26 protein-coding genes and 1 tRNA gene are annotated in these 24,629 nt (G+C 68.4%); 11 read left to right on the top strand and 16 right to left on the bottom strand.

Annotated elements, in window-relative coordinates; all coding sequences use genetic code 11:
* Positions 1-145: 145 nt before the first annotated feature.
* Both AB0395_RS43470 and AB0395_RS43465 read right to left on the bottom strand, forming a co-directional pair.
* Positions 146-1,519 (bottom strand): carbohydrate-binding protein, encoded by a 1,374-nt coding sequence (locus AB0395_RS43470; protein WP_366292738.1) that lies wholly within the window; start codon positions 1,517-1,519, stop codon positions 146-148.
* A gap of 225 nt (positions 1,520-1,744) precedes the next feature.
* Positions 1,745-2,113, bottom strand: coding sequence for a phage holin family protein (locus AB0395_RS43465; RefSeq protein ID WP_366292736.1), 369 nt, complete (start codon positions 2,111-2,113; stop codon positions 1,745-1,747).
* 106 nt (positions 2,114-2,219) lie between these two features.
* Between AB0395_RS43465 and AB0395_RS43460 the strand changes: the two genes are divergently transcribed.
* The 3 genes from AB0395_RS43460 (at position 2,220) to AB0395_RS43450 (ending at position 3,734) form a co-directional block, all read left to right on the top strand.
* Positions 2,220-2,609: a hypothetical protein gene (locus AB0395_RS43460; protein ID WP_366292733.1), complete on the top strand. Its 390-nt coding sequence runs from the start codon at positions 2,220-2,222 to the stop codon at positions 2,607-2,609.
* 59 nt (positions 2,610-2,668) lie between these two features.
* A complete protein-coding gene (locus tag AB0395_RS43455; RefSeq protein WP_366292730.1) occupies positions 2,669-3,067 on the top strand; it encodes an OsmC family protein in 399 nt (132 codons plus the stop codon).
* Between the two features lie 593 nt (positions 3,068-3,660).
* Positions 3,661-3,734: transfer RNA gene (locus AB0395_RS43450), tRNA-Lys, on the top strand.
* A 93-nt stretch (positions 3,735-3,827) separates the two neighbouring features.
* Here the strand turns inward: AB0395_RS43450 and AB0395_RS43445 are convergent.
* From AB0395_RS43445 to AB0395_RS43420, 6 genes are all read right to left on the bottom strand, one after another.
* Positions 3,828-4,301: an ABA4-like family protein gene (locus AB0395_RS43445; protein WP_366292727.1), complete on the bottom strand. Its 474-nt coding sequence runs from the start codon at positions 4,299-4,301 to the stop codon at positions 3,828-3,830.
* Positions 4,298-5,260: a hypothetical protein gene (locus tag AB0395_RS43440; protein WP_366292724.1), complete on the bottom strand. Its 963-nt coding sequence runs from the start codon at positions 5,258-5,260 to the stop codon at positions 4,298-4,300. The genes AB0395_RS43445 and AB0395_RS43440 overlap by 4 nt, the downstream gene beginning before the upstream one ends.
* A gap of 22 nt (positions 5,261-5,282) precedes the next feature.
* Complete coding sequence (locus tag AB0395_RS43435) at positions 5,283-5,999, bottom strand: response regulator transcription factor (RefSeq protein WP_366292721.1); 717 nt, start codon at positions 5,997-5,999, stop codon at positions 5,283-5,285.
* A complete protein-coding gene (locus AB0395_RS43430; RefSeq protein ID WP_366292718.1) occupies positions 5,918-6,826 on the bottom strand; it encodes a histidine kinase in 909 nt (302 codons plus the stop codon). The genes AB0395_RS43435 and AB0395_RS43430 overlap by 82 nt, the downstream gene beginning before the upstream one ends.
* 593 nt (positions 6,827-7,419) lie before the next feature.
* Complete coding sequence (locus AB0395_RS43425; RefSeq protein WP_366292715.1) at positions 7,420-8,454, bottom strand: aldo/keto reductase; 1,035 nt, start codon at positions 8,452-8,454, stop codon at positions 7,420-7,422.
* 4 nt (positions 8,455-8,458) lie between these two features.
* The gene (locus AB0395_RS43420) at positions 8,459-10,624 is read right to left on the bottom strand and encodes an MMPL family transporter (protein WP_366292712.1); all 2,166 of its coding nucleotides are present in this window, start codon (positions 10,622-10,624) and stop codon (positions 8,459-8,461) included.
* 120 nt (positions 10,625-10,744) lie between these two features.
* Here AB0395_RS43420 and AB0395_RS43415 point away from each other — a divergent pair, with 120 nt between their 5' ends.
* Positions 10,745-12,166, top strand: coding sequence for an MFS transporter (locus AB0395_RS43415; RefSeq protein WP_366292709.1), 1,422 nt, complete (start codon positions 10,745-10,747; stop codon positions 12,164-12,166).
* Between the two features lie 94 nt (positions 12,167-12,260).
* The gene (locus AB0395_RS43410; protein WP_366292706.1) at positions 12,261-12,896 is read left to right on the top strand and encodes a MerR family transcriptional regulator; all 636 of its coding nucleotides are present in this window, start codon (positions 12,261-12,263) and stop codon (positions 12,894-12,896) included.
* Positions 12,897-13,353: 457 nt separating this feature from the next.
* Here AB0395_RS43410 and AB0395_RS43405 read toward each other — a convergent pair whose 3' ends face one another.
* The 3 genes from AB0395_RS43405 to AB0395_RS43395 all read right to left on the bottom strand — a co-directional run bounded on the left by AB0395_RS43405 (position 13,354) and on the right by AB0395_RS43395 (position 15,272).
* Positions 13,354-14,379, bottom strand: a complete 1,026-nt coding sequence (locus AB0395_RS43405; RefSeq protein ID WP_366292704.1) for a lactonase family protein — start codon at positions 14,377-14,379, stop codon at positions 13,354-13,356.
* Positions 14,380-14,452: 73 nt separating this feature from the next.
* Positions 14,453-14,875, bottom strand: a complete 423-nt coding sequence (locus tag AB0395_RS43400) for a MaoC/PaaZ C-terminal domain-containing protein (protein WP_366292701.1) — start codon at positions 14,873-14,875, stop codon at positions 14,453-14,455.
* The gene (locus tag AB0395_RS43395) at positions 14,868-15,272 is read right to left on the bottom strand and encodes a MaoC family dehydratase N-terminal domain-containing protein (RefSeq protein ID WP_366292698.1); all 405 of its coding nucleotides are present in this window, start codon (positions 15,270-15,272) and stop codon (positions 14,868-14,870) included. The genes AB0395_RS43400 and AB0395_RS43395 overlap by 8 nt, the downstream gene beginning before the upstream one ends.
* 228 nt (positions 15,273-15,500) lie before the next feature.
* On the opposite strand from AB0395_RS43395, the gene AB0395_RS43390 reads away from it, so the two are divergent.
* Complete coding sequence (locus tag AB0395_RS43390; RefSeq protein ID WP_366292695.1) at positions 15,501-16,259, top strand: AfsR/SARP family transcriptional regulator; 759 nt, start codon at positions 15,501-15,503, stop codon at positions 16,257-16,259.
* A 43-nt stretch (positions 16,260-16,302) separates the two neighbouring features.
* Here AB0395_RS43390 and AB0395_RS43385 read toward each other — a convergent pair whose 3' ends face one another.
* The 5 genes from AB0395_RS43385 to AB0395_RS43365 are packed head-to-tail and all read right to left on the bottom strand — an operon-like array spanning position 16,303 to position 19,789.
* Positions 16,303-16,743 (bottom strand): MaoC/PaaZ C-terminal domain-containing protein, encoded by a 441-nt coding sequence (locus tag AB0395_RS43385; protein ID WP_366292693.1) that lies wholly within the window; start codon positions 16,741-16,743, stop codon positions 16,303-16,305.
* Positions 16,740-17,207, bottom strand: a complete 468-nt coding sequence (locus AB0395_RS43380) for a MaoC family dehydratase N-terminal domain-containing protein (protein WP_366292690.1) — start codon at positions 17,205-17,207, stop codon at positions 16,740-16,742. The genes AB0395_RS43385 and AB0395_RS43380 overlap by 4 nt, the downstream gene beginning before the upstream one ends.
* The gene (locus AB0395_RS43375) at positions 17,198-18,322 is read right to left on the bottom strand and encodes a beta-ketoacyl synthase N-terminal-like domain-containing protein (RefSeq protein ID WP_366292687.1); all 1,125 of its coding nucleotides are present in this window, start codon (positions 18,320-18,322) and stop codon (positions 17,198-17,200) included. Before AB0395_RS43375 ends, AB0395_RS43380 begins: the two co-directional genes overlap by 10 nt.
* On the bottom strand, positions 18,319-19,536 hold the full coding sequence (locus AB0395_RS43370) for a beta-ketoacyl-[acyl-carrier-protein] synthase family protein (RefSeq protein ID WP_366292684.1): 1,218 nt from the start codon (positions 19,534-19,536) through the stop codon (positions 18,319-18,321). The genes AB0395_RS43375 and AB0395_RS43370 overlap by 4 nt, the downstream gene beginning before the upstream one ends.
* A complete protein-coding gene (locus tag AB0395_RS43365) occupies positions 19,529-19,789 on the bottom strand; it encodes an acyl carrier protein (protein WP_184719879.1) in 261 nt (86 codons plus the stop codon). The genes AB0395_RS43370 and AB0395_RS43365 overlap by 8 nt, the downstream gene beginning before the upstream one ends.
* A gap of 184 nt (positions 19,790-19,973) precedes the next feature.
* Here AB0395_RS43365 and AB0395_RS43360 point away from each other — a divergent pair, with 184 nt between their 5' ends.
* The 5 genes from AB0395_RS43360 to AB0395_RS43340 are packed head-to-tail and all read left to right on the top strand — an operon-like array spanning position 19,974 to position 24,484.
* Entirely contained in the window at positions 19,974-20,942 is a 969-nt protein-coding gene (locus tag AB0395_RS43360; protein WP_366292680.1) for an AfsA-related hotdog domain-containing protein, read from the top strand.
* Positions 20,939-21,589, top strand: a complete 651-nt coding sequence (locus AB0395_RS43355; RefSeq protein WP_366292677.1) for an HAD family phosphatase — start codon at positions 20,939-20,941, stop codon at positions 21,587-21,589. The genes AB0395_RS43360 and AB0395_RS43355 overlap by 4 nt, the downstream gene beginning before the upstream one ends.
* On the top strand, positions 21,586-22,290 hold the full coding sequence (gene fabG / locus AB0395_RS43350) for a 3-oxoacyl-ACP reductase FabG (protein WP_366292674.1): 705 nt from the start codon (positions 21,586-21,588) through the stop codon (positions 22,288-22,290). Before AB0395_RS43355 ends, fabG begins: the two co-directional genes overlap by 4 nt.
* A gap of 59 nt (positions 22,291-22,349) precedes the next feature.
* Positions 22,350-22,850 carry an ester cyclase gene (locus AB0395_RS43345; protein WP_366292671.1) on the top strand — a complete coding sequence of 167 codons (501 nt, stop codon included), beginning with the start codon at positions 22,350-22,352 and terminating at the stop codon, positions 22,848-22,850.
* Entirely contained in the window at positions 22,847-24,484 is a 1,638-nt protein-coding gene (locus AB0395_RS43340) for a PQQ-binding-like beta-propeller repeat protein (protein ID WP_366292668.1), read from the top strand. The genes AB0395_RS43345 and AB0395_RS43340 overlap by 4 nt, the downstream gene beginning before the upstream one ends.
* Positions 24,485-24,629 lie beyond the last annotated feature (145 nt).

Genomic DNA, 24,629 nt, shown 5'->3' with positions numbered 1-24,629 from the left:
CCAGCCGTTCGGTGCCGGGCCCTTCTGGGGCGGACGGTCCTGTCGGGAAACCGTCCGCCCCTATCGGTCCACTCCTCGTGCGGGCAGGTCGCTGTCGAGGGGACCGGCGCGTCGTGACGCGAGGACCGGAGGGGGTGGTCCCGCGTCAGACACGCTGCCAGAGGGCCGGGACGTTCGGCGGCTCCCAGCCGGGCAGTGCGGTGTGGCCCTGGAGGCACCGGTAGGTCGAGCCGCCGTAGGTCACCGTCGCACCCGCCGCGTAGGCGGTGCCCGCCGCCCAGGTGCCGCCGGGCTGCGGCGTGTTGGTCCCCGTCGAGGTCGGGGTCGGGCTCGGGTTGCTGCCGCTGGTGACCAGGGTGAGGCCGTTCGCCTGCAGGATCTCGTTGACCGGCTGGAAGTAGGTCGTGCCGCCGGAGGAGCAGTTGCCCGTGCCGCCGGAGGTGACGCCCTGGGCCTGGTCGCCGGAGATGAACGAGCCGCCGGAGTCACCGGGTTCGGCGCAGACGTTGGTGCGGGTCACCTCACTGACGGTGCCCTCCTGGTAGGTGACGCTGCTGTTGAGCTGCTGGACGGTGCCGCAGTGCCAGCCGGTGGTCGAGCCGGACCGGCAGACCGAGGAGCCGACCTGGGCCACGGTCGAGCCGTTCACCGGGATCGTGGCGCCGTTCTGGACCACGACGCCGCGCGGGGTCCAGTTGGAGTTGGTCGCGATCCAGGAGTAGTCGCTGCCGGGGAAGACGGAGTTCTGGAAGGTGCCCTGCGAGACTCGGTTGGAACCGCTGGTGGTGCTGCCGGTCTGGCCGCAGTGACCCGCGGAGACGAATCCGCCCTGGCCGCCGCGGGTGGCGGAGAAGCCGATCGAGCAGCGGCTGCCGCTGCCGATGTAGTAGGCGTCGCCGCCCCGCAGGTCGTAGAACGTCCTGGGGTGCTCGTCCGACTTCTCGACCTTGACGAGGGCCTTGTCCGCGCCGCTGGCGTCGACGAACGCCTGGCCGGCGGCCACGTCATTGGCCAGCACGACCACGGTGTTGGTGCGCACATCGACGAACCAGGCGGGCACCGACGTGGGCGTGGCGTCCTTCGCGCGCTGGTTGAGCTTGGCCTGGGCGGCGTCGAGCGCGGCCAGCGGGTGCTTGACCAGCTTGGCCTGGGCACCGGTCTTGAGGATGGTCGTGAGGTGCTTGGAGTCGCTGGTCGCGACCACGAGTTCCGAGGTGGGGCCGGTGACCCAGGCGCCGCCGTAGGCGACGCCGAGCTGCTTGGCGACGACCGGCTCGACCTTGGTGGCCGCACTCTCGTTGACCAGGCGGACAGAGGCCTGCTCGCCGGTGATGCCGAGGTCGCGGGTGAGTGCGGAGATCAGCTCAGGAGCGGGCTTGGCGACGGCCGCGGCCTCCGCCTTCGCCTGAGGGTAGAGAGGGTCGGCGGGGGCGCCGGTGGTCGCGAAGGCTATGGCGGGGGCGGCGACCAACGTGGCGGCGAGTGTGACGCCCGCTGCCACGGCGTTTCTGCGGAGCATGGATCTCTCCTCGTGTGGGGGGGTGCCGTCAACGTAACGGTTCGGACACGAGGTGCGGCTCTCTCAGAACGTCCCTATCGCTGTGTTATGAGGATTTCACCGTCAGGATTTGTCACCTGGCGACACGCACGGCCGTTCTCGCCCTCCCGGCGTGGCGGGCGGCGGGCCAGAGGAGGCCGCCGCCCGCCATCGGGCCCGCCCCCGCGGGGAACGGCCGCGAGCGCGTCAGTCGCCGAGGATCAGGTCGAGCAGCCAGCTCACCAGGCCGACGATGATCGCGCCCCAGAACGCGGCCCAGAAGCCCGCCACGTGGAACGACAGGTGGAGCTGGCCGGCGATCCAGCTCGTGAGCAGGAGCAGGCCCGCGTTCACGACCAGGGCGAACAGCCCCAGTGTGAGCGCGTAGAAGGCGCAGCCGAGGACCTTGATGATCGGTTTGAGCACCGCGTTGACGACGCCGAAGACGAGGGCCACCGCGATCAGTGTGACGATTCTGCTGCTGGTGGTCGTCTCGGACACCGTGATGCCGCTCACGAGCTGCGTCGCCGCCCACAAGGCGGCCGCCACGGCCAGGATCTTGATGATGATTCTCACGTTTTGGCATCCTCGCATGGGGGTGGGACGAGTGATAGATCCGTGCCGTCGGCGACGGATATACCTGGACACTAAACAGTTCGGGGCTCGCCGTCGCGCCTGTCGCGTGACCGGTCCGCTCCGTGCCGCCGTCACCCTGGGCTCGGCGGCCCCCTCGGGGCGCCGGACATGCATGATCGCCGTCATCTGGGGGCAGAAGGGGCGTGAGGAGGTGGGTCAGTTGGAAACGGACCAGCTAGAGGCGCTGTCGGCCCAGGAACTACATGATCGCGCGGTCCGCTACGCCGTGCGCCACGGGGACTTCGCCTTCCTGTGGGAGCTGCTCAAGGTGATTCCGGCGGCGGAGGCGTCCACCGGGAACGAGGACGAGACGGCCAATGACCTGAGCCGGGTTTCGGCCCTGCTCAGTGACGCGATGGCCTCCGGGGAGGGGGAGCTGGGCGACGCGCTCCGCCCCTTCTACATCGAGTACCTCTCGAAACATCCCGACGCCTAGAGCGCCGCCCGTCCCGATCGCTTGGATAGGGTGAGCGGGAGGGATACGGGAGGAGCGTCATGGCGCTGGTGAACGTCGAGCGGACCGACGACGGGTTCGTGGCCCGTAACGACCGTGGAGCCGAGGTCGCCATGGGCAGCGGTGACGAGCAGGGCGTCTTCACCCCTGTCGAGCTGCTGCTGGCGGCGCTCGGCGGCTGCAACATCGTCACCGTCGAGCCGCTCACCGCCCAGCGCGGTCACCGTCTTGTGCGCCTGGCGATGACCGTCCAGGCGGAGAAGGTCGAGCCGACGCTGCTCGGTCCGATCACCATCACCTACGACGTGGAGCTTCCCGAGGGTGACGAGGAGGCCGACGGGATCTTTCGTGCCGTGGCCAAGCGGGTCGAGGAGAAGTACTGCACGGTGAGCCGGGCACTGCGGGAGAACACCGAGGTCAGGCTCGAACTGCCCGAGTGACCTGCCCCGCCCCGCCCGCGTGATCCGCTCCCTGGCTCCGTACGGCGGCGCCTCGCGAGCCCCGGCCGGTCCCGCGCCGCGCAGGTGCGGCCACCGTGAGCCCGGCCCGTGACAGACCCCGTGAGCCCGGTCGGTGATACCGGGTCATTTCCGGGTGTAGGGCCAAAATCAACCCTTGGATGACGTGCTCGTTACGTTAGCTTCTGTACTGTTGAAGCAGGTCAAGGGGTTCTGCGAAGCCCGGGGGGAGCATAGCAGGGACTTTTCACCGGATACAGGACGCGAGGGGGATCGCGTCCCTGAGCGGAGCCGCCGGAGTCTTGGGGGAGGCGAAGGCAAGGCCCGCGAGGAGGCCGGGGCCGGACAGTTGGGGGACTGTCCGGCCCCGGGTCTTTTTCCGGACACCACCCGGCTTCCTGAACCCTGTGGCCGCCCATTCCCCGCCGCCTTCCGTGCACCGTCTGTGCACCGTTTGGGCGCTACCTGGTGCGCCGTCCATCGGTGCCGCCCGCCGGGTCCTGCCCGTTTCGGTACTCCTGGCTTTCTGATGTGCGTCGCCGTCGGCGTGGCTGCTAGAGTTACCTCCGTTGCAAGCGCCGCTAGCTCAGTTGGTTAGAGCAGCTGACTCTTAATCAGCGGGTCCGGGGTTCGAGTCCCTGGCGGCGCACAGCGAAAAAGGCCCGGGTCACTTGGTGACCTGGGCCTTACTCTTTCGTCGACCGTTCCTGTCCTTTCCGCCCGGGGAGCCTGTGAACCCGCCTCACCCGGCCTCTGAGGCCGCGGGCAGGCGCACTCCTGACGGCGTGTCCGGCGCGCTGGGCCTGGCGAAGGCACGGATCGCGATGTAGACGAGCAGTCCCACCGGGGAGAGCAGGATCGTCAGCAGCAGGACGGGCCCCATCAGCAGTGGGTGAACCCGCCGCTCACGGGAGTCGAGATACATCCAGCGGCCGATGAACAGGTCGAACGCGATGACGTGCGCCCACAGGATGGCCGCGCCGTCCGGCCGGCCGAAGAACGCGGTGATCAGTCCCAGGTCGGGCGTGCTGACCACGGTCCAGAGTGCGGAGAAGCGCGGGATGGCCAGCACGAGGTAGACCGCCAGCGGCGGCAGGACTATCAGGGGCGATGAGCTGATCCGGTGGGTGACCGACCAGGTCGGCGCGAAGATCATCAATGCCCAGAACGGCACCACCAGCGGGAAGGTGATGGCGAAGAGCGTGTCGACCGTCATGACACGCCTTCCTTGATGGCGGGAGCGCCCACCGGCAGTTGCCTGCGTCCGAACACGATGACCAGCCCCGCCGCGACGACGACCGCGCCGGCCAGGCCGGCGAGGGCGCTCAGGGTGAGCGAGTCGGGGTAGATCAGCGGCTGGCCCCTGCGGGCCTGCCAGGTCAGCAGCACGACGAGTCCGGCGTACCCGATCCCGGCGACCCACACCAGGCCGAGCCGTACCCGCTCACCGCTGAGCGCGGGCAGGCGCCGGGAGAGCGCGGTCAGCAGCAGCGCGAGCAACGGCATCACCTGCAGCGCGTGCAGGCCGACGGCGTGCGGGGCGCGCAGGTCGCCACCCGTGGTGCTCCATCCGATGATCGGCAGGCCGGGGCCGCCGTCGGTGACGCCGACGCTGTGCGCGCCCGCGACGAGGTTGCCCGCGGCGTCGGTGGTCGTGCCCGCGACCATGAAGAAGGCCACCATCATGCCCAGCAGGCAGACGATCAGCCCGAAGCGCAGCGCCACCGTGGTCACCGGGTCACCGGCCTGCTGACGGAGCGCCAGCACGGCGATGACGATGGTGACGACCGCGAGCATCGTCACGAGCGTCCCCATGACCCCGAAGATGCTGGCGTCCTCGGGGGTGCTGATGTTGAAGTGGCTGTGCCTGCCCCTGGCGGCCTGGACGACGATCAGGCCGACCCCGACCGTGCTGAGCGAGACGACCACGGTCCCGATCTTCTTGGCCAGCGCCGGGGTCTTGTGCAGCATGGGCAGCAGCCAGGCCAGTGTCAGGCTGTAGATCATGAAAGACATGGCGAACTTGAACGGCTTGAGCCAGACGGAGGCGCCGTCGAGCATGCGTCCGTCGACGACCATGCCGACCGCGCAGAGCACGCCGAGGCCGGCCATCGCGGCACTGAACAGGACGAGCGGGCGGTGCCAGCCCAGCAGGGCACGGAGAGTTCGCGTCACGGCGTCTCCCAATAATAGATAGTCATGTATCGATAGTACAGCGATCCATTATTTGTTTCATGCTGGCAAGAGGAGGTGTGCCGTGGACCGACCGGATCAGCGGGTGGCTCGGCGTGGATCCAATGGCCTTGTTGACCGCGTCGATTCGGGAGACCGCCGACAGCTTGCCGAAGATGTTGCGCAGATGCCGTTTGACGGTTCCCTCGGTGATCGCCAGTTGGACGGCGATCTGCCGGTTGCTGAGGGCGTTGGCCACCAGTGCCAGAACCTCCTGCTCGCGCTCGGTGAGCACCCCCTGCGGGGCGTTGCGCTGGGGCGGGGCGATCGCCTGCGACACCAGGACCGTGACCCCGTGGCTGCCCGCGTGGACGCTGCGGATGGCCGTGAGCAGTTCCTGGCTGCGGATGGCCTTGTGCAGGTATCCGTGGGCCCCCGCGCCGAGCAGGTCCTGAACCAGCTGTGGGTCGTCGTGCATGCTCAGGATGATCACTTTGGGGGCCGGCGACACCTCCAGGAGTCGGGGCAGGGTTCGCGCCGGATGATGGTTGGGCATCTCCACGTCGAGCAGCACGATGTCCGGTTTGGCGCGGGCGGTGAGGGAGATCACGGCCGGTCCGTCCGAGGCGTCCCCCACCACGTGGAAGTCGTCCTCGGCCCTCAGAACCTGGCAGAGGGCGTCTCTGAATAATGTGTGGTCGTCGGCGACGACGATCCGGATGCGATCGTTTGATTCCGGCATGACAACGCTCCTGGAAGTGGGACCCAGATCCGGAGCCGCGTGCCGGCGGACAGGCGGCTGGCGAGGTGGAAGACCCCGTGGAGTAGTTCGACGCGTTCCCTCATGGAGGAGAGTCCGGCGCTGTTCTCCTTGCCTGCAAGAACGAGCCCCGTGCCATCGTCGTCGACCGTCGCGAGAAGGTCTCCTGAGACGATGTCCACACGGGTGACCACGTTGCGTGCTTTGGAGTGGGCGAAGGCGTTGCGCATGCCTTCACGGAGTACCGCGAAGATCTCGCTCTTGTAGTGCTCGGACAGCAACCGCTCGTCTCCGTGGACGGCGATGTCCACGGCGGTGCCCGGCGGTGCGGCGTCGCGGGCGAACTCCTTCAGGGCCACCTCGAGAGGAGGCTCGGGCACGCGCCAGCGCAGCCCGGAGACCAACCTTCTCGCGCCCTGAGAGATCTCGAAGAGCGCTTGCCGGATGTTCCCGATCTCTGATTCCATGCCGTCGGCCGGTCGCTGGCTCTCGAACAGGTCCAGGTGGAGGAGAGCCATGCTGACGCCGCTGCCGACCCAGTCGTGGATCTCCCGCGCCAGGCGCTGACGATCGTCGATCTGCATCTCGTGGATGCGGTCGAGGGCCATGGCGTCCTGCTTCGCGGCCAGGATCTGGCTGAGCGCCAGGATGCCCCGGTTGAGGGCCGTCAGAAACGCCTTCTGTAGCTCCGCCTCGTCCGGGTGGCCGTTCAGGACGGCGGGCAGGTGGTCACACGTCGCGTCGAACAACTCGGACCAGCCGAGCGCGGCCTCCAGCGGGTCAACATGGCTGGTGGCGTGCGCGGGCAATTCGGTGAACTGCGGATGGCCTCGCCTTCCACCGGGTTTGAGGCTCTCTGAGCACTCGGCCAGCAGTAGTTCGGCCTGTAGTCGGCATTCCTCCCAGGTCTCGGGACTCCTGACCAGCGGGCTGGACAGTGCCCGCAGCCGGCCTTCGTAAGCTTCGAGTATTGCTGAAGTGTTTAACGTGAATCGTTGGTGAGGTGTGAGAAGTGCGCCGATACTGGTCCCTTGCATCGTCATCCCCGTGCATTTCAATGGACGAACTTCGAGCTTGATCGGACCGCTCCGCTACGGCTGGTCTGGTCGCAATGAAGTAAGCGAACTTGAATGCATTGCTGGATTTGTTCCCCCGAACGCCAGCGTAGCCGGTCCCGCTGCCACCATTATCTAGGCAAGGCGTATGCGGTGCAACGTTAATGACATGTCTAAAACAAGTTGGATGACTTGTATTCAGACTATCACCGTTCGTGTTGGCGTCGAGTGCGGCCGTCGGCAAACATATAGGCGGGCTCATATTTTAATTGCCGACGGCCGCCAAGGCTGGGAGATCGTGCGCTTGTACTATATCTCCTTACAGCCGACTCGTAGTTTATGAATTTTCAACGACGTCGTCTGGCCTGCTCTTCCAGGGCCGGATGCCGCCAGCCGGCGTCGTGCGGGTTCAGCGTGACTCCGGGCGGAACGATGCGGTCGATTTCGTCGAGCACTTCCGCGTCCAGCGTCACCGAAGCCGAGGTCAGCTGGCTCGCCAGATGCTCGGCGGTACGGGGACCGATGATCACCGAGGTTACGGCGGGGTGCTGGAGTACGAAGGCGAGCGACAGCTCGATCAGGGTGATTCCTGTCTTTTCGGCCAGCTCGGCGAACGCCTCGACCGCCTCCAGCTTGCGCTGGTTCTCGGTGAGAGCCATGTCGTACCGCTCGGGAAGCACGAAGCTGCGGATGGTGAATGGCTGCTCCTTGTCCTTGCGGTAGGTCCCGCTCAGCCAACCTCCCGCCAGCGGGCTCCAGGTGATCACTCCGGTTCCGAGCTTCTCACACACCGGTAGAACGTCGGCCTCGACCCCGCGCACCAGCAGTGAGTACGGCGCCTGCTCGCAGACGAAGCGCTCCCGGGCGCGCACCTGGGAGGTCCAGTGCGCCTCGACGAGCAGGTGGGCCGGGAACGTCGAGGTGCCGAAGTAGCGGATCTTCCCGGCGCGGACCAGGTCGGTCAGCGCGCCGAGGGTCTCGTCGATGTCGGTGGTGAGGTCGGGGCGGTGGATCTGGTAGAGGTCGATCCAGTCGGTGCCGAGACGGCGCAGGCTGTTCTCGACCTCCTGGAAGATCCACCGCCGGGAGTTGCCGCGCGAGTTCGGGTCCTCGCCCATGGGCATGTGGCACTTCGTGGCGAGCACGACCCTGTCCCGCACGCCCGCGTCCGCCAGGGCCTTGCCGACGAGCTGCTCCGACTCGCCCCCGGAGTAGTTGTCCGAGGTGTCGATGAAGTTCACGCCCGCGTCGAGCGCCGTTCCGATGATCTTGGAGACGTCGCCCTGGTCGGAGGTGCCCCAGGAGCCGAACATCATGGCCCCCAGGCAGATCTTGCTCACCTTCAGGCCGGTACGGCCAAGCACGCGATATTCCATGGTCATGGGGTCACACTCCTGCCGGTCTGGGGGTCACGATGTCGCCGGGCTCGCCCGCGTCACTCGTCTCGCGCAGGCCGTACCTGTCCCACACCCGCTTGAGCGGAGCGGGTGCCCACCACGCGGCCGAGCCGAGCAGGCGCATCGTCGCGGGGACGAGCAGTCCGCGGACGATGGTCACGTCCACGACGACCGCGATGAGCAGGCCGACTCCGGCCATCTTCATGAAGGTGATGCCGGAGATCACGAAGCCGCCGACCACGACGGCGAGCAGCAGGGCGGCGCTGGTGATGATCCTCGCCGTGTGCTGGACGCCGACGGCGATCGACTCGACCGGGTCGCCGGTGCGCGCCATCTCCTCGCGGATCCGCGACAGGAGGAAGACCTCGTAGTCCATCGCGAGACCGAAGGCGATGGCCACGATCAGCACGGGGAAGTTGACGTCGATCGCGCCGACCGGCACGAAGCCGAGCAGCCCGGAGAGCCAGCCGTCCTGGAAGATCAGCTTGATGGCGCCGAAGGAGGCGGAGAGCGACAGCAGGTTGAGCAGGATCGACTTCAGCGGCAGCACCACGGAGCCGAAGGCCAGGAAAAGCACCACGAACGAGACCACGGCGACGAACAGCGCCATCCACGGCATCCGGGAGATGACCATGTCGACGATGTCGACCCGTGAGGCCGGCATGCCGGTGAAGGAGGCCTTCGTGCCGGGCGGGGTCTGGACCGCGCGCAGCTCCTCGACCATCCGGCGGGCGTCCCGCGACATCGGGTCGCTCGAGTAGCCGAGGGAGAGCCTGGCCTGGTCGGTCGCGGTGCCGGTCACCCGCGCGCTGTCGACTCCGGCGACCGCGTCCAGCCTGCGGGCGTACGCCTCGAGGGCGGCGGTGTCCGCCTTGCCCTCGACGACGGAGGTCACCAGCTTGGCGGGGTCGTGGGAGTAGTCGGCGGCGAGCTTCTGGGTCACCAGGCGGGCGTCGGCCTGCGCGGGCAGCACCCAGTCGCCGGGGCGCGCCCAGTTGACGCCGAGGAAGGGCAGGCCGAGACCGACCAGCACCACGACGATGACGGCGGTGACGGCCAGCGGGCGCCGCATGACGGCGTGCGTCAGGCGGTACCAGCGGCCCTCCGTGACCGGAACGGTCGAGGCCTTGCCGAGGCGCTCCTTGCGGGAGTTCACCCGGGGGCCCGCGTAGCGCAGCACGGCGGGCAGCACGGTGAGCGTGGCCAGTACGGCCAGCAGCGTGACACCCGCGCCCGCGTAACCCATCGAGAGCAGGAACCTGGACGGGAAGACCGTGAGTCCGGCGAAGGACATGGCGACGATCAGGCCGGAGAACGCGATGGTGCGGCCCGAGGTGACCATGGTGCGCCGCACCGCCTCGTCAACCGAGTGGCCGTTGCGCATCTCCTCACGAAAGCGGTTGACCATGAGCAGCGCGTAGTCGATGGCCAGGCCGAGGCCAAGGATGCTGACCACCTGGATCGCGAACGTCGAGATGTCGGTGAAGAGGGTGACGAAGCGCAGTACCGCGAACGAGCCGAACGCCGCGGTGAACCCGATGAGCAGCGGCAGCGCGGCCGCGATGAAGCTGCGGAAGATGAGCACCAGCAGGATCAGCAGGAGCGGGATGGACAGCGACTCGGCGAACAGCAGGTCGCGCAGCGTCTGCCGGTTCACCTGGTCGGTCATCGAGGTCAGTCCGCCGAAGCGGACCGTCAGGCCGCTCACCTTGAGCTTGTCCTGGATCGCGCGCAGTTGCAGCACGCGCTGCTGGTCGACGCTCGAGTTGAGCTGGATCGTGACGTAGGTCGAGTGCTTGTCCTTGGAGACGAAGTCCGGCGACTTCGTCGTCCAGTAGGACTCGAGACGCACGATGTTGTCGCGCGGCACCGCCGCCAGGGCGCTCTGGAGGGGGCCGGAGAAGGCGGGGTCGTCGACCGTCTTGTCCGGGCTCTCGTAGAGCGCCACGATGTCGTTCGCGTACCGACCGAGGGGGCCCGCGACGATCTCGTCCGCGTGCACCGACTCGCTTCCGGGGTCATCGAAGCCCGCGCCGCCGCCGAGGCTGCTCAGCACGCCCGACCCCCAGCCGCCGGCCACGACCGTGAAGATCAGGGTGCCGATGACGACCCATAGTCGGCGTCTCGCGGCGAACCTGCCAAGTGCGGAGAACATCAGTCCCCTCCCATTGGACGCCAGTGGATAGTGGATATCACTACTATCGATACAAACCCGATAGTGATAATATCTACTATCTGTACGAGTCTTCGCAAGGTCCTTGAATGGAGGCGTCTTGTGAATGTGCGAGGCGGCGGCCTACCCACGTTCCTGATCACCGGGGTTGCGGCCTTCATGGCGTCGATGGACAACCTCGTCGTCACCACCGCGTTGCCAACTATTCGTGACCGCTTCAACGCGTCACTCGAGAGCCTCGAGTGGACGGTGAACGCCTACACACTGACATACGCGATCTTCCTGCTCACCGCCGCGATCCTCGGTGACCGCTTCGGGCGGCGCAGGGTCTTCATCGGCGGAGTCACCCTGTTCACCCTGGCCTCGGCCGCCGCGGCCCTGGCCACGTCTGCGGAGTTCCTCGTCCTGGCGCGTGCCGTCCAGGGCGTGGGAGCCTCGGTGATCTTCCCTCTGGCGCTGACCCTCGTGGTCCAGTCCGTCCCCCCCGAGCGCAGGGGCATGTCGATCGCCGGTCTCAGCGGCATGAGCGGGCTGGCCATCGCCATCGGCCCGTGGATCGGCGGCGCGATCGTCGAGCTCGGCGACTGGCACTGGGTGTTCTGGATCAACGTCCCCATCGGCCTGATCCTGGTCCCGCTGGCATTCCGCTTCCTACGGGAGAGCCACGGCCCCTACAGCCGTCTCGACGTCCGGGGCACTCTCCTCGTCACGCTCGGGCTGCTCGGCGTCGTCTACGGCATGGTGCGCAGCACCACCCTCGGCTGGGGGAGCCCGCAGGTGATCGTTCCTGTCGTGGCCGGAGCGGGGCTGCTGGTCTGGTTCGTGTTCTGGGAGCGCAGGGTCCCCAACCCGGTCGTCCCGCCCAGGCTGTTCCGCAGCAGGGGGTTCACCCTCTCCAACCTGGTCGCGCTGCTCGTCCAGGGCGGCATGTTCGGCGCGGTCTTCCTGCTGACGCAGTTCCTGCAGCACGTCCTGAACTTCTCGCCCGCGGGCGCCGGGTTGCGCACGCTGCCGTGGACGATGATGCCCGTCCTTGTCGCCCCGCTCGCCGGCATGTTCGGTGAGCGGCTCGGGATCAAACGGCTCATGGTGATCGGCTCGATCCTGCAGGGCGGGGCGCTGGCCTGGTTCGCGTTCGTCGTCTCAACCGAGGTCCCCTACCTCGTGCTGCTGCCCGGGATGGTAGTCGCCGGGCTGGGCATGGGGCTGTTCTTCGCGCTCAGCGCCCGCCAGACGCTGGACTTCGTCTCCACCGAGGAGGAGGGCGTGGCCTCGGGGGTCAACAACGCGATGCGGCAGGTCGGCGTGGTCATGGGCATCGCCGTACTGTCGGGCCTCTTCGCCGCGACGGGCGGCTACACCGGGGCGGAGGCGTTCGTCTCCGGCCTGCGGCCCGCGCTGTGGGCGGGCACGGCCATCCTCGCCCTCGGTGCCCTCGCCGCCCTGCTGACCCCTTCACGGCACCCTGCCCCCCTCGCTCCGATCCAGGAAATTCAGCCCTCCGGGACCGTTGGAAGTGTCTAACGGAGAGTTCGCTGTCTATCCTGAATCGATTCGTTCCGGGTAAGGCCGTTCCCCCCGATCGCGGAGGACGTTCCAGGGGGAGAGGAGGAGAAGTATGCGAATCGCGGAGCTGAGCCGTCGTAGCGGGGTGCCGATCCCGACGATCAAGTACTACATGCGGGAAGGGCTGCTGCCACCGGGTGAGCGGACCAGTCCCAACCAGGCGCAGTACGAGGAGATCCATCTGCGCAGGCTGAAGCTGGCCAGGGCGCTGGTCGAGGTCGGCGGGCTGAGCATCGCCGCGGCCCGCGACGTCCTCACCCTCATGGACTCGCAGATGAACAGCCTCGGCGCGCTGGGCAAGGCGCAGTACGCCCTGACCACCCGCCGCGAGCACGTCGAGGACGAGGCCTGGGCGGAGGCGACCCGCCAGGTGGACGAGCTCATCGCCAAGCGGGGCTGGCGGGTCGGCCCGCGCAACCCGGCCAGGCTGACCCTGACCGAGGCGCTGGCCACCATGCACCGTCTGCGGCAGGACGACTACTTCTCGTTGTTGGGGGAGTACGCCGACACGGTCGGGCACCTGGCCGAGCTGGAGATCGCCGCGATCATGGGAAGGCCCGACCTCGACAGCATGGCCGAGGCCGTGGTGATCTGGACCGCGATCGGCGACGCCGTGGTCTCCTCGATCAGGCGCATCGCGCAGGAGGCGGAGACCGCCCGGCGGTTCGGCGGCTACGTAGACGACTGACAGGCCGCCCGGCGGTTCCGATCCACCCAGGTGACGAACCGCCGGGCGGCTTCATCGAAACTCCTTAAGCGTGGAGACCCGGTCCTTCAGGGCCGGGAGGAAGCGCGGCACGACGCCGCAGGATTCGGTAATGTGTTCGGTGGCGGCGATAACCAAGCCGCCACTCGCACGATCGGCTCCACCCTCGCCGCCGGGCCGGCGGAGAGGTGAAACGCCTGCGGAGCCGGTGTAAGACCTCAACGAAAGATTCTTTTCGGGCGGGCGGTCGGCGGTGAAACAGGAAACCCTGCGGGCGACCGCAGGAATCCCCTCCCCTCGGGGAGGGGAGGAGGTCAAGCCCCGGACGCTTTACGGCCCCGCGGCGTTTCACGACCCTCGGATGTGCGAAGGCACCGGACCAGGCTGGTCCGGTGCCTTCGTGGTGAGCGGGGTCGCGTCGAAGAGACGGCGGCCCGGGTCAGCGCAGGAGCAGGCAGGCCGCGCCCTGCACCTCGACCGCCGGGGTGTCACTCGGCGAGAGCAGGCCGGTCTCGGGGTCGACGGTGAACGCGACCACCGTGCCCGCCGTCTGGTTGGCGAGGTGCAGCAGGGTGCCCGAGGGGTCCGGGACCAGGTCCCACGGCATCGTGCTGAGCGGCTCCTCAGAGAGCCTGAGCGTGTCCACCGGCTCGAGGTGCGCGCCGTCCTTCGCCACCCGGAGCACGGTAAGGCTCTCGTGGCCGCGGTTGGCGACGTAGACGAACCGTCCGTCGGCGGACAGGGCGATCCCGGAGGGGGCGTTCCAGCCGTCCGCGCCCTCGGGAAGGGTGGGAGCGGTGCCTACCGTCCACAGGGCGCCCGTCGACGGGTCGTAGCCGCAGACGGTGATCGAGGAGACCAGCTCGTTGACGACGTAGAGGTGCCTGCCGTCGGGGTTGAACACCAGCTGGCGCGGCCCGGTGCCCGCGCCGAGGTGCACCTGGCTGTGCGGAACCAGCAGCCCTTCCTCAAGACGGTAGACGTAGAGCTGGTCGTTGCCCTTGTCCGGCACGAGCACGCGCGTGCCCGTCGGGTCGGGGATCGTCATGTGCGGGTGCGGGCCGAGCTGGCTCAGCGCGTCGGGCCCGGCGCCGAGGTGCTTGACCGACTGCGCGACCGGGCCGAGGCTCTCGTCGGGGTTGATCGGGAAGACCACCACCTCCCCCGAGTCATGATTTGTCGCATAAAGATGACCGGAGTGGACGAGGACGTGAATCGTCCCGGCGCCCTCGGCCGACTGGTCGTTCAGCGGGGTCAGCGAGCCGTCGTCCCCGACCCTCAGCGCGAACACCCGTCCCTCCGGCGCGTTGCTCGCGACGTACAGGGTCTGCCCAGACGGCGAGAGCGCCAGGTGGAACGGGTTGACGATGTCGGTGAACGTGCCCGTGACCGTGCCCGCCTCGACGACGGCGATGCCCCGCGCGGGGACGTCGGTCCAGGAATAGGCGCCCACGAAGGTCGGCATCGTGGAGTTCCTCTCAGTTGGTCTGGATGAACTGATCAGCACGGATCGCCTGATCAGAGCGGGTCGAAACAGGTCAGGTGAGCGCGACGACGGCGCGGGGACGGGCCAGCACCTTCTCACCGCCGCAGCGGACGGTCAGATCGACCCGCACTCGCGAGCCGTCCAGTTTCTCCGCGACCACGCCGTCGACGACGAGCTCAACACCCGCCTCGTCGTCCGGCACGACGACGGGCCTGGCGAACCGGCCGCCGCACTCCAGGACGGCCTCCCGCCCGGCCCACTCGCTGACCAGCCGCATGGCCACGCCCAGGGTGAGCATGCCGTGCGCGATGATCGTGGGCAGGCCCGCCTCGGTGGCCGCGCGCTCGCTCCAGTGGATGGGGTTGAAGTCGCCGGACGCACCCGCGTAACGCACCAGGTCGCCCCGGCGGATCACATGCGTCAGCCGGGGCAGCTTGGTCCCCGGAGCGATCTCGTCATAACGCGGTTCAGTCATCGCCCTGCGCAATCAGTGTCGAGGTGGTCGTGCACACGTGCTCGCCCGTCACGGTGCGCAGATCGCTGCTGAGGGTGACCATGTCGGTCTCGCCGACGCGACCCACCTCGCTGATCGTGACCGTCACGGTCAGCTCGTCGCCGTCCCGGATGGGGCGCCGATGGTCGAACCGCTGCTCGCGGTGGAGCAGGCGCGTCAGGTCGAGCCCCAGTTCGGGATCGCTGACGACCGCGACCTCGGCGCGCAGGGTGAGCGCGATGGCGAACGTCGGGGGAGCAGTCGGTTCGTCACGCGTGTCGCCGATCGCCTCGGCGAACTCGCGGATCTTCTCGCGACCGATCAGGTAGGGAACGGTGGCCGGGTAGACCCGACCGGCGAAGGCCGGATTCAGCGGCACCTCGACCTCCTCGGTTTGAGGGTGGCTTGAGGGTGATTGCGTGGGGAGCGGAGAGAGACGAAAATCACGTTTGCCGGGCTGGAGTGCCCGATGCGCTGCCGACGTGCTCTTGCCGGGGGCGCTATCCCTCTTTAGAGACATCTCATGTGTCTTTAGCGCAGTATCACGATTTGCACTGACATATGCAGACTCTCCTCCGTCAGGTCATTTCCCTGGGGGGGAGAGAACATGATCAACTTTTGTATCCTCGGCTCTTTCGAGCTGCGGACGGAGCAGGGGGTCTGGGTTCCGAGGGGACCGAAGATCCGCAGGCTTCTCGCGTTGCTGTTGCTCAGGCCCGGTCAGGTGGTCGACATCGACACGCTGGCCGAGGAGCTGTGGGACGGGGCGCCGCCGCGGACCGTGGTCGCGACGATTCGCACCCACGTCTACCACCTGCGCCAGATGATGGCCAAGGAGAGCGGCAAGCCGGAGCTCGCCGATCTGCTGACCACCGAGCCGACCGGTTACCAGCTCAAGGTGACGGAGGATCAGGTGGACGTCCGGCACTTCCAGCGGCTGGTCGCCGACGGCGGGTCCGCCCTCGCCGGCGGCCGTACGGTCGACGCCGCGCGGCACCTGCGGGAGGCGCTCGACCTGTGGCGGGGCACTCCGCTGACCAATGTGCCGCTCGGTCCCGTCCTCACCCGTCACGTCGCCCACCTGGAGGAGAAGCGGATCAGGGCGATGGAGCTGTGGGTCGAGACCGACATGCGCCTCGGCCTGCACCGCGAACTCATCCCCGATCTGCGCGGCCTGGTCGCGACCAACCTGCTCAACGAGTGGTTCCACGCCCGCCTCATCGAGGCACTGCACCTGTCGGGACGCCGGGGCGAGGCCCTTCTGGCCTTCCGTGACCTGCGCAAGGTCCTCCACGAGGAGCTGGGTCTCGAACCGTCCGCAGAACTGCAGCGGCTCCACCACGAGATCCTGGCGACCGCCGGGTGAGCCCCCGCCTCCTCCCTGACGACGTCGGGGAAGGGGGCGGGAGCTACCGCAGCGCCACGATGGTCCTCGGCATGGTGAGCACCTTGTTCCCGCCACACCGCACGGCCACGTTGAGCCGGACCCTGGGCGCCTCCAGCTTCTCGACCACCGTCGCCTCGACGACCAGCTCGACGCCGACACCGTCGTTCGGCACGGGGACGAGCCGGGGGAAGCGGCCACCGAAGTCGACCACCGCCCCCGGGTCGCCCGCCCAGTCCGTCAGCACGCCGAGCGCCAGGCCCATGGTGAACATGCCGTGCGCGATGGGACTCGGCAGCCCCATCATCTCGGCCGTCCGGTCGTCCCAGTGGATGGTGTTGTAGTCGCAGGCCGCTCCGCCGTACCTGACGAGGTCCTTGCGCTCGACCTTGAAGGCACGGCCCGGCAGCCGGAAGCCGGGCTCGATCTCCTCGTAGCGCGGCCGGGAGGCCGTCTCGACCGTCATGAGGCGTCCCCCCTCCCTTCCTGACCGAAGATCACGAACGTCGACCTCGCGGTGCACACGTGCTCCCCGCCGGTCGCGGTCAGCGTGCTCTCGTAGGTGACGACGTCGTTGTCGCCGACCGAGTCGATGCCCGCCAGCCGTACCGTCACGGTGAGGACGTCTCCCGCGTGGATCGGCCTGCTGTAGGCGAACCGCTGCTCGCGGTGGACGAAGCGGTTCTGGTTCGCCGCGCCCAGCTCGGGGTCGTGCACGGCGTCGTGCTCGGCCTCCAGGGTCAGCACCATGGGAAAGCTCGGCGGGGCGATGACGTCCGGGTATCCGAGAGCCCGCGCCGCCTCTGTGTCCCAGCAGGCGGCGTTGCCTTCCCTGACGGCGGCGGCGAACTCCCGGATCTTCTCCCTTCCGACCTCGTACGGCGCGGTCGGCCCGTAGACCTTGCCGACGCACCCCTCGTTCATCGGCATTCGCGCACCACCAGGCAGCCCGCGTTGCCGTCACCGCCGATGGAGGTCACCAGCGCGACCCGCGCGTGCTCGGCGGGCTCGCCGCGCCACAGCGCCAGAATCGCCGCGACCTGCAGGGGAACGCTCGCGCTGTACAGCTCGCCCAGGACCTCGGAGACACGAATCTTCGGGACGGGGCGGTCGAGCACCTCCTGGAGCGCCTGCTCCTCGAGGTCGTCGAGACCGCGGTGGTTCGTCGCCCCGAGCGAGACGACGTCGACCTCGCCGGGGGAGACCCCGCTGCGGTCCAGAGCCCGCTCGACGCAGGAACGCAGACCCTCGGCGCGGCCCGCCGCGTCCCTGGCCCCGTAGTAGCCGACCTCACAGGCGAGCAGGTCGGCGAGTCCCGTCCTGCCCGCCGCGGAAGCGGCCTCGCCGTCCTCGACGAGGAAGACCGCGGAGCCCTCGCCGACCGGCGCGTTCTCGTGCAGCGCGCCGGACTTGTGCCAGCCCCAGGCCGCCACCTCGGACAGCTCCTCGATGCCTCCGACGAGGAGCCTGCGGGAGCGCTGGTCGCCGATCGTGGTGCGGGCGAAGCGCACCGCGGCGAGCCCGGCCGCCTGCCCGCCGGACACGACCACGTTCACCCCGGTGAGGGAGTTGCGGATCGCGATCTGGCCGGTGCAGGCGTTGGTGACGACGTTGGGGAACCTCGCCGGGTTGACGAGGTAGGGCTTCTCCTGCAGCAGGGTGTCGCGCCCGACCTCAAGCATGCTGACCAGGCTGCCGGTGTTGGTCGCCATGACGACGCCGGTCTCGGCGCGGTCCTCGTCGCTGAGTACCGTGCCGGACTCGTCGAACGCCAGCTTGCAGGCGATCAGGCCGAGCATGGTGAACCGGTCGATGTGACGCAGGCCCTTACGGCCCAGGTGCTCGGCGACCTTGAGGTCGGGAACGGCCCAGGCCGGGCGCGGCGGATAGCTGTCCGTCACGTCCTCGAACCCGCTCTGCGGCGCGGTGTAGGCGTCCACGCCGGAGCGCAGGGCGCTCTCCAGCGCGTCCAGGCCCAGGCCCGCGGGAGAGACGACCCCGCAGGCCGTGATCGTCAAAGGCTTGACGGCGACGGTTGTCGTCACGCCACCCTCCCGAAGATCGTAACGACGTTGTTCCCGCCGAATGCGAGACCCTGGTTCTGCACGATGTTCAGCGTGGCCGGACGTGCCTTGCCCGGTACCACGTCGAGCCCGTCGCCCAGCGCCGGGTCGAGCTTCTCCAGGTTCGCGGTCGGCGGCAGAAAGCCGTCCTCCAGAGCCTTGCCGCAGACGATGGCACCGAAGGCGCTCGCCGCGCCCATCGTGTGCCCGATCATCGACTTGATCGAGCTGATCGGCGGGATCCGCTCGCCGAACACCTCGCGAACCGCGCTGACCTCGGTGTAGTCGTTGGTCGGCGTGCCGGTGCCGTGCGCGCAGATGTAGTCGATCTGCTCAGCCTTGACACCCGCGTAGCGGTGGGCGATGCGGATGCACTCGGCGATGCTCGGCGCGTCCGGGTTGACCATGTGCCGGGCGTCGCAGTTGACGCCGTAGCCGAGCACCTCGGCGTAGATCGTGGCGCCCCGCGCGACCGCGTGGTCCAGCGGCTCAAGGAGCAGGACCGCGCCCCCCTCACCGGTGAGGATGCCGGAGCGGTTGAGGTCGAACGGCCGGGAGAGGTCCTCGGCCAGTGCGCCGAGCCGGTAGAAGCCGGCGTGGCAGGCGCGGTTGACCGCGTCCGCCCCTCCGGCCAGCATGAAGTCGGCCTCGCCGGTGCGCACCAGGTCGTAGGCGTAGCCCAGCGCCATGTTGCTCGCCGAGCACGCCGTGGGGATGGTCTGGGCGTCACCGGTGAGCTGCAGCTCGTGGTTGACGGAGTTGGCGATCTGGCTGACCGGCGTCATCGCGGCGAGCCGCCCGTCGACGTTGTCCAGCCCGTTCGCCACCCACTGCTCGACCGCGGCCTGCAGGACCTGCGCCTCGCCGGCCGTGGTTCCCATGATCGAGCCGGCCCGCGAGGCGGACAGCAGCTCGGGGTCCAGCTTCGAGTCCTGTACGGCCAGCCGCGCGGCAGCCGCGGAGAACAGGCTGCTGCGCCCCCAGCGCTCGACGTCGAGCCGTTCCAGGATCGCCTCGGGCTCGAAGTCGTGAACCTCACCGGCCGTGGTGTAGGGGAAGTTGCCCGCGTCGAAGCTGGCGATCGGAGAGACGCCGTTGCGCCCCTCGCGGATGCCCTCGATGAAGTTCTCGACCCCGATGCCGATGCTGCTCACCGCCCCGAGGCCGGTGATGACCACCCGGCGGCGTTCAGACACCCTGGGACTCCCGGCTGTTGATGGTGCCCACGACGTCGAAGACGCCCTGAAGGTTGGGCATGTTCGGCAGCTCGTCCTGCGGCACCACGATCCCGAGCTCCTTCTCGATCCGGGCGAGGATCGTGATGAGCGAAAGGGAGTCGGCGTCGTACTCGTCGATGAAATGACCCTCCGCGGTGAGCTCGCCGTCCTCCAATTCGAGCTCCTGCGAGATGATGCCGCGGATCTTTTCCTGCAGAACGTCCAGAGTCATTATGGATTCCTTTCGAGAATGCGGGTCACCGCTGACAACCGACATTAATAGCGGGCGGATATAGCGGGCAAGGAGACGGATCGAAAGTGGTAGGAGGATACATTTTTATGTCACTTTTATTTTAATTTCATCGCGTCGTGTCACAGTGATGCCCGACTTATTCCGGCATTTTGTGGAGGTACGGATGACGGTCAACACCGGGACTGCCGAGGATCTGGTCCTGTTCGAGGAGCTCAGCTTCCGGCGTACGGTCGAGCGCGGGCTGGTCCACCGGGCCTCCGTCGCGGAGGTCTTCGTGACCGACCTGGTCCCGGCGGGGGAGTCCCGTTTCCTGGCCGCGGCCCAGTTGCCGCTCAGCCACGGCTACTACAGCGACCACGTGGCGAGGCCGTCCCTGTTCGACCCGCTGCTCATCCTGGAGGCGGGCAGGCAGGCCGGTATCGCGGGCGCCCATCTTCTGGGGCTCCCGCCGGAGACCACGATGATGGTGAACACCTTCTCGCTGGACCTTCCCGACCCGTCCGTGCTGCGGGCCGGGCGCAGGCCCGGGGAGCTGCGGATCGACAACCGCTTCGAGACCCTCCGGGTCAGGGCGGGCAAGGTGCGCAAGGGCGCGGTCCGCCAGGACCTCTCCATCGACGGCGTTCACGCGGGCACGCACATCATGGAAGTGCAGATCGTCACGCACACCGAGCACGAGGCGCTGCGCAACGTGCTCCGCGGAACCCCCGCCCCCCTCACCGGGGACCTTGAGGACGTGCCCGACCCCCGGCAGGCCGAGCCGTACCTGGTCGGCAGGGTGAGCCCGATGAACGTGGTGATCTCGCAGGTCGAGCGCGGTCCCTCCTCCGTGACCGCCAGGGTGACCCCGAGATTCGGCAACCGCGCGATTTTCGACCACGACTACGACCACCTGCCCGCCATGACCCTCACCGAGGCGGCCCGCCAGCTCGCCATCGTCGCGATCGACGGCGCCGACGCCTGGCCCGCCACGGTCTCGGGATCCTTCGGGCGGTTCGCGGAGCTCGACCAGCCGGTGCTGGCCGCGGCGACCCGCACGGAAACAGGCGACGGCGCCGTCACGGTGAACGTCGCTTTCATTCAGGAGGCGATCACGATCGCCGAGTCGACGATGGTGATGGTGCCCCGATGACCCAACCCGTCCTGGCCGTGTGGACCGACTTCGGCGGCGTGCTGACGCCGCCCATCAGCCACACTCTGGCCGTCTTCTGTGAGAACCAGGGCATCCGTCAGGAGCCGCTGATCGACGCGATCCTCAAGGTCACGGCGTCGTACGGCACCGACGACATCATGCTGCCCATCGACACGCCCCTGGTCACCGAGCAGGAGTGGCTCGCCCAGATCGGGGAGCTGCTGCGCACCGACCACGGCATCGACCTGCACCTGACGACGCTCGCCGACGCCTGGTTCGACGGCCGGGAGGTCAACCAGGCGTGGGCCGACCGGCTGCGGGAGGTGCGGGCCGAGGGGCTGTTCGTCGGGCTGCTGTCCAACATGGTCCCGGCCTGGGACGCGCACTGGCGCCGCATGGTCGACCCGGTCGGCCTCTTCGACGACGTCGTGCTCTCCTTCGAGGTCGGCCACCGCAAGCCGGCCAGGGAGATCTTCGACCTCGCGGTCGAGCGGTCCGGCATCCCCGCCGCGCAGTCCCTGTTCATCGACGACCTCGCGAAGAACTGCGAGGGAGCAGAGGCGGCGGGCTGGCGTGCCATCCACTTCACCGACGCGCAAACGGCAATCAAGGCTCTGGACGAGCAGTTGGGAGTGTGGGCTCAGTGAGCCGTTCCGTCCTGGTCACGGGAGGCAACAAGGGCATCGGCCTCGCCATCGCGCGGGCGTTCGAGGAGGCGGGCGACAAGGTCGCCGTCACCTACCGGTCGGGAGAGCCCCCGGAGGGGCTGTTCGGCGTGCGGTGCGACGTGACCGACACGGCGTCCGTCGAGGCGGCCTTCGAAGAGGTCAAGGCCCAGCAGGGCGCGGTCCAGGTCCTGGTCGCCAACGCCGGGACCACCAGGGACAACCTGTTTTTGGCCATGTCGGAGAAGGACTTCGCCGACGTCATCGACACCAACCTGATGGGCACGGTGCGGGCCGCGCGGTGCGCGGTGACGGACATGGTCAAGGCCCGCTGGGGACGGATCATCCTCGTCGGCTCGACCACCGCCTTCTGGGGGTCGCCCGGCGTGACCAACTACTCGGCGTCCAAGGCCGCCCTGGCCGGCTTCGCCCGCTCCCTCGCCTGGGAGCTGGGCTCCAGGAAGATCACCGTGAACGTGGTGATGCCGGGCCTCATCGAGACCGACATGGTGGCGGGGCTCTCCGAGCAGCACCGCTCCTACCTGCACAGCATCACCGCACTGCGCCGTTCGGGCAGGCCTGAGGAGGTCGCCCCCGCGGTGCGCTTCCTGGCCAGCGACGAGGCCAGCTTCATCACCGGCGCGCTGCTGCCCATCAGCGGCGGCTCCGGGCTCGGCTACTAATCCACGGCACCTCGCACATTTGTTGAGAAAGGCAAACCATGCCGGACGAGGTTTACAAGATGTTGGCCCCTCTGGCGGAGGCGCCCCCGACGGCCACGCAGGAGATCATCGAGGTCGCCATCGGCATCGCCAGGGTGTTCGGTGAGCTCGACGAGGAGGCGGCCCAGCAGTTCATCGCCCCCGACTTCATCGACCACGAGGCGTCCCCGGGCGTCGCGGGCGGCCCCGAGGGCTACCTGTCGACCGCCCGCTACATGCGCAACGCCTTCTCCGAGGCCACGTGGCAGGTTGACGACTTCATCTCGGAGGGCGACAAGTTCGCCTGCCGGGTGACCTTCAGCGGCAAGCACACCGGTGACTTCATGGGCATCGAGCCGACCGGTGCCGAGGTCAAGGTGCAGCACCTGCACTTCTACCGCATTGAGAACGGCAAGGCCGTAGAGCACTGGGGCGCTCGCGACGAGCTGACCCTGCTGCGCCAGATCGGAAAGTTCAACCCCGAGTACGCCACCCCCGCGGACGCGGGCGTGGCGGTCGGCCGACAGGAGGTCTCCTCGTGAAGCTGCCCGGCAAGATGCTGACACGCGCCACCGTCGGGGTGAGCGCACTTCTGCTGGCGATGGGCGGCCTGGTGCCCGGGGCGCAGGCCCAGAGCCGGACGCAGACGCCGTCCCAGGCGCTGACCTTCCCGAACCTCCCCTCGCCCGCCGACTGGGCGATGGGCGGGCACGACACCCTCAACTCGAAGTCCAACCCCTTCGAGCGCAAGATCAGCCCGTCGAACGCCGACAAGCTCGCCGTCAAGTGGACCTACACCACGCACGGCGACACCTCCGCGATTCCCGCCGTGGTCGACGGCGCGGTCTACATCCCCGACTGGGGCGGCTACTTCTCCAAGCTCGACGCCAAGACGGGCCAGGAGATCTGGTCGCGCAAGGTGTCGGACTGGAACGGCATCGCGGGCGGCATCGTGCGGGCGAGCCCGACGGTGGTCGGCGGCCGGATCTACGTCGGCGACCAGAACGGCCCGCAGGGCGGCCAGGGCGCGCACCTGCTCGCCATTGACGCCAACACCGGCGACCTGGTGTGGAAGACCACGCTGGACGAGCACTTCGCAGCTGTGGTCACCGGTTCCCCCACGCTCTACAACGGCGTCCTCTACCAGGGTGTCTCCTCCAAGGAGGCGGCCGTCGCGGGCCTGCCCGGCTACCTCTGCTGCACCTTCCGCGGCAGCCTGTCCGCGATCGACGCGGCCACCGGCAACGTCCTGTGGAAGAAGTACACCGTTCCCGAGAACGGCGGCCAGATCGGCGGCTTCAGCGGCGGCGGTGTGTGGAGCACCAGCCCGATGATCAACCCGATCAACCGCACGGTCGTCGTCGGCACCGGGCAGAACCTGTCGGTGCCGAAGACCGTGAGCGACTGCCAGAGCGCGGGCAAGCCCGCCTCCGAGTGCCAGCCGCCGGACAACCACGTCGACCAGCTCCTCGCCTTCGACCTGCGCACCGGCGACATCAAGTGGCAGGCGGGCGACATCGTGTTCGACGCCTGGACGGTGGCCTGCGAGCCGAACTTCCCGCACCAGAACTGCCCGCCCAACCACGGCGGCGACTACGACTTCGCCGAGGGCGGCCACCTGCTGACCATCCCCGGCAAGCACGGCCTCCCGCGCCTGGTCGTGGGCGCCGGGCAGAAGAGCGGGGCCTACTGGCTGCTGGACGCCCGTACCGGTGAGACCGTCTGGAAGACACAGGTCGGCCCCGGCGGCGTGCACGGCGGCATCGAGTGGGGCAGCGCCACCGACGGCAAGCGCTTCTACGTCAGCAACGCCAACACCAGCCACGTCCCCTACACCCTGCCCAACGGGCAGACCACGACGAACGGCATCTTCGCCGCCCTCGACGCCAAGACCGGCAAGATCCTCTGGCAGATCGCCGACCCGTCGAACGCCGAGACCATGGGCGCGGTCACGACCGCCAACGGGGTCATGTACGCCGGCTCCATGAGCGGCCACATGTACGCCCTCGACGGCGCCACCGGCCGCATCCTCTGGGACTACCTGGGCGAGGGCTCCTCGAACGCCGGACCCGCGATCGTCAACGGCACGGTCTTCTGGGGCAACGGCTACAACAACCGGTTCATTCAGGGCAAGAACAGCAAGACCTTCTACGCCTTCTCCGTGAACGGCCGCTGACACACCGGGTCACACCCCTCTAGACAAGCGGCGCCGGGTCATCATCCCCACCCGGCGCCGCTTTTCGCGTGCCCGGCACGAAATCCGGCGGGCGAGGGCGCCCTGACATATGAGAACGGGCCGGATCACCCCCCGGTGATCCGGC

Source organism: Streptosporangium sp. NPDC051023 (assembly GCF_040689595.1).
In the GTDB taxonomy this organism is placed as follows: Bacteria; Actinomycetota; Actinomycetes; order Streptosporangiales; family Streptosporangiaceae; genus Streptosporangium.
This window is presented reverse-complemented; position numbering and strand designations above follow the sequence as displayed.

What these genes read in the sequence shown, in the direction of transcription:
- AB0395_RS43470 (WP_366292738.1), bottom strand. Translation starts at nt 1,519, where the DNA reads ATGCTCCGCAGAAACGCCGTGGCAGCGGGCGTCACACTCGCCGCCACG.
- AB0395_RS43455 (WP_366292730.1), top strand. Translation starts at nt 2,669, where the DNA reads ATGGCGCTGGTGAACGTCGAGCGGACCGACGACGGGTTCGTGGCCCGT.
- AB0395_RS43445 (WP_366292727.1), bottom strand. Translation starts at nt 4,301, where the DNA reads ATGACGGTCGACACGCTCTTCGCCATCACCTTCCCGCTGGTGGTGCCG.
- AB0395_RS43435 (WP_366292721.1), bottom strand. Translation starts at nt 5,999, where the DNA reads ATGCCGGAATCAAACGATCGCATCCGGATCGTCGTCGCCGACGACCAC.
- AB0395_RS43425 (WP_366292715.1), bottom strand. Translation starts at nt 8,454, where the DNA reads ATGACCATGGAATATCGCGTGCTTGGCCGTACCGGCCTGAAGGTGAGC.
- AB0395_RS43420 (WP_366292712.1), bottom strand. Translation starts at nt 10,624, where the DNA reads ATGTTCTCCGCACTTGGCAGGTTCGCCGCGAGACGCCGACTATGGGTC.
- AB0395_RS43410 (WP_366292706.1), top strand. Translation starts at nt 12,261, where the DNA reads ATGCGAATCGCGGAGCTGAGCCGTCGTAGCGGGGTGCCGATCCCGACG.
- AB0395_RS43405 (WP_366292704.1), bottom strand. Translation starts at nt 14,379, where the DNA reads ATGCCGACCTTCGTGGGCGCCTATTCCTGGACCGACGTCCCCGCGCGG.
- AB0395_RS43400 (WP_366292701.1), bottom strand. Translation starts at nt 14,875, where the DNA reads ATGACTGAACCGCGTTATGACGAGATCGCTCCGGGGACCAAGCTGCCC.
- AB0395_RS43390 (WP_366292695.1), top strand. Translation starts at nt 15,501, where the DNA reads ATGATCAACTTTTGTATCCTCGGCTCTTTCGAGCTGCGGACGGAGCAG.
- AB0395_RS43385 (WP_366292693.1), bottom strand. Translation starts at nt 16,743, where the DNA reads ATGACGGTCGAGACGGCCTCCCGGCCGCGCTACGAGGAGATCGAGCCC.
- AB0395_RS43380 (WP_366292690.1), bottom strand. Translation starts at nt 17,207, where the DNA reads ATGCCGATGAACGAGGGGTGCGTCGGCAAGGTCTACGGGCCGACCGCG.
- AB0395_RS43365 (WP_184719879.1), bottom strand. Translation starts at nt 19,789, where the DNA reads ATGACTCTGGACGTTCTGCAGGAAAAGATCCGCGGCATCATCTCGCAG.
- AB0395_RS43360 (WP_366292680.1), top strand. Translation starts at nt 19,974, where the DNA reads ATGACGGTCAACACCGGGACTGCCGAGGATCTGGTCCTGTTCGAGGAG.
- AB0395_RS43355 (WP_366292677.1), top strand. Translation starts at nt 20,939, where the DNA reads ATGACCCAACCCGTCCTGGCCGTGTGGACCGACTTCGGCGGCGTGCTG.
- AB0395_RS43345 (WP_366292671.1), top strand. Translation starts at nt 22,350, where the DNA reads ATGTTGGCCCCTCTGGCGGAGGCGCCCCCGACGGCCACGCAGGAGATC.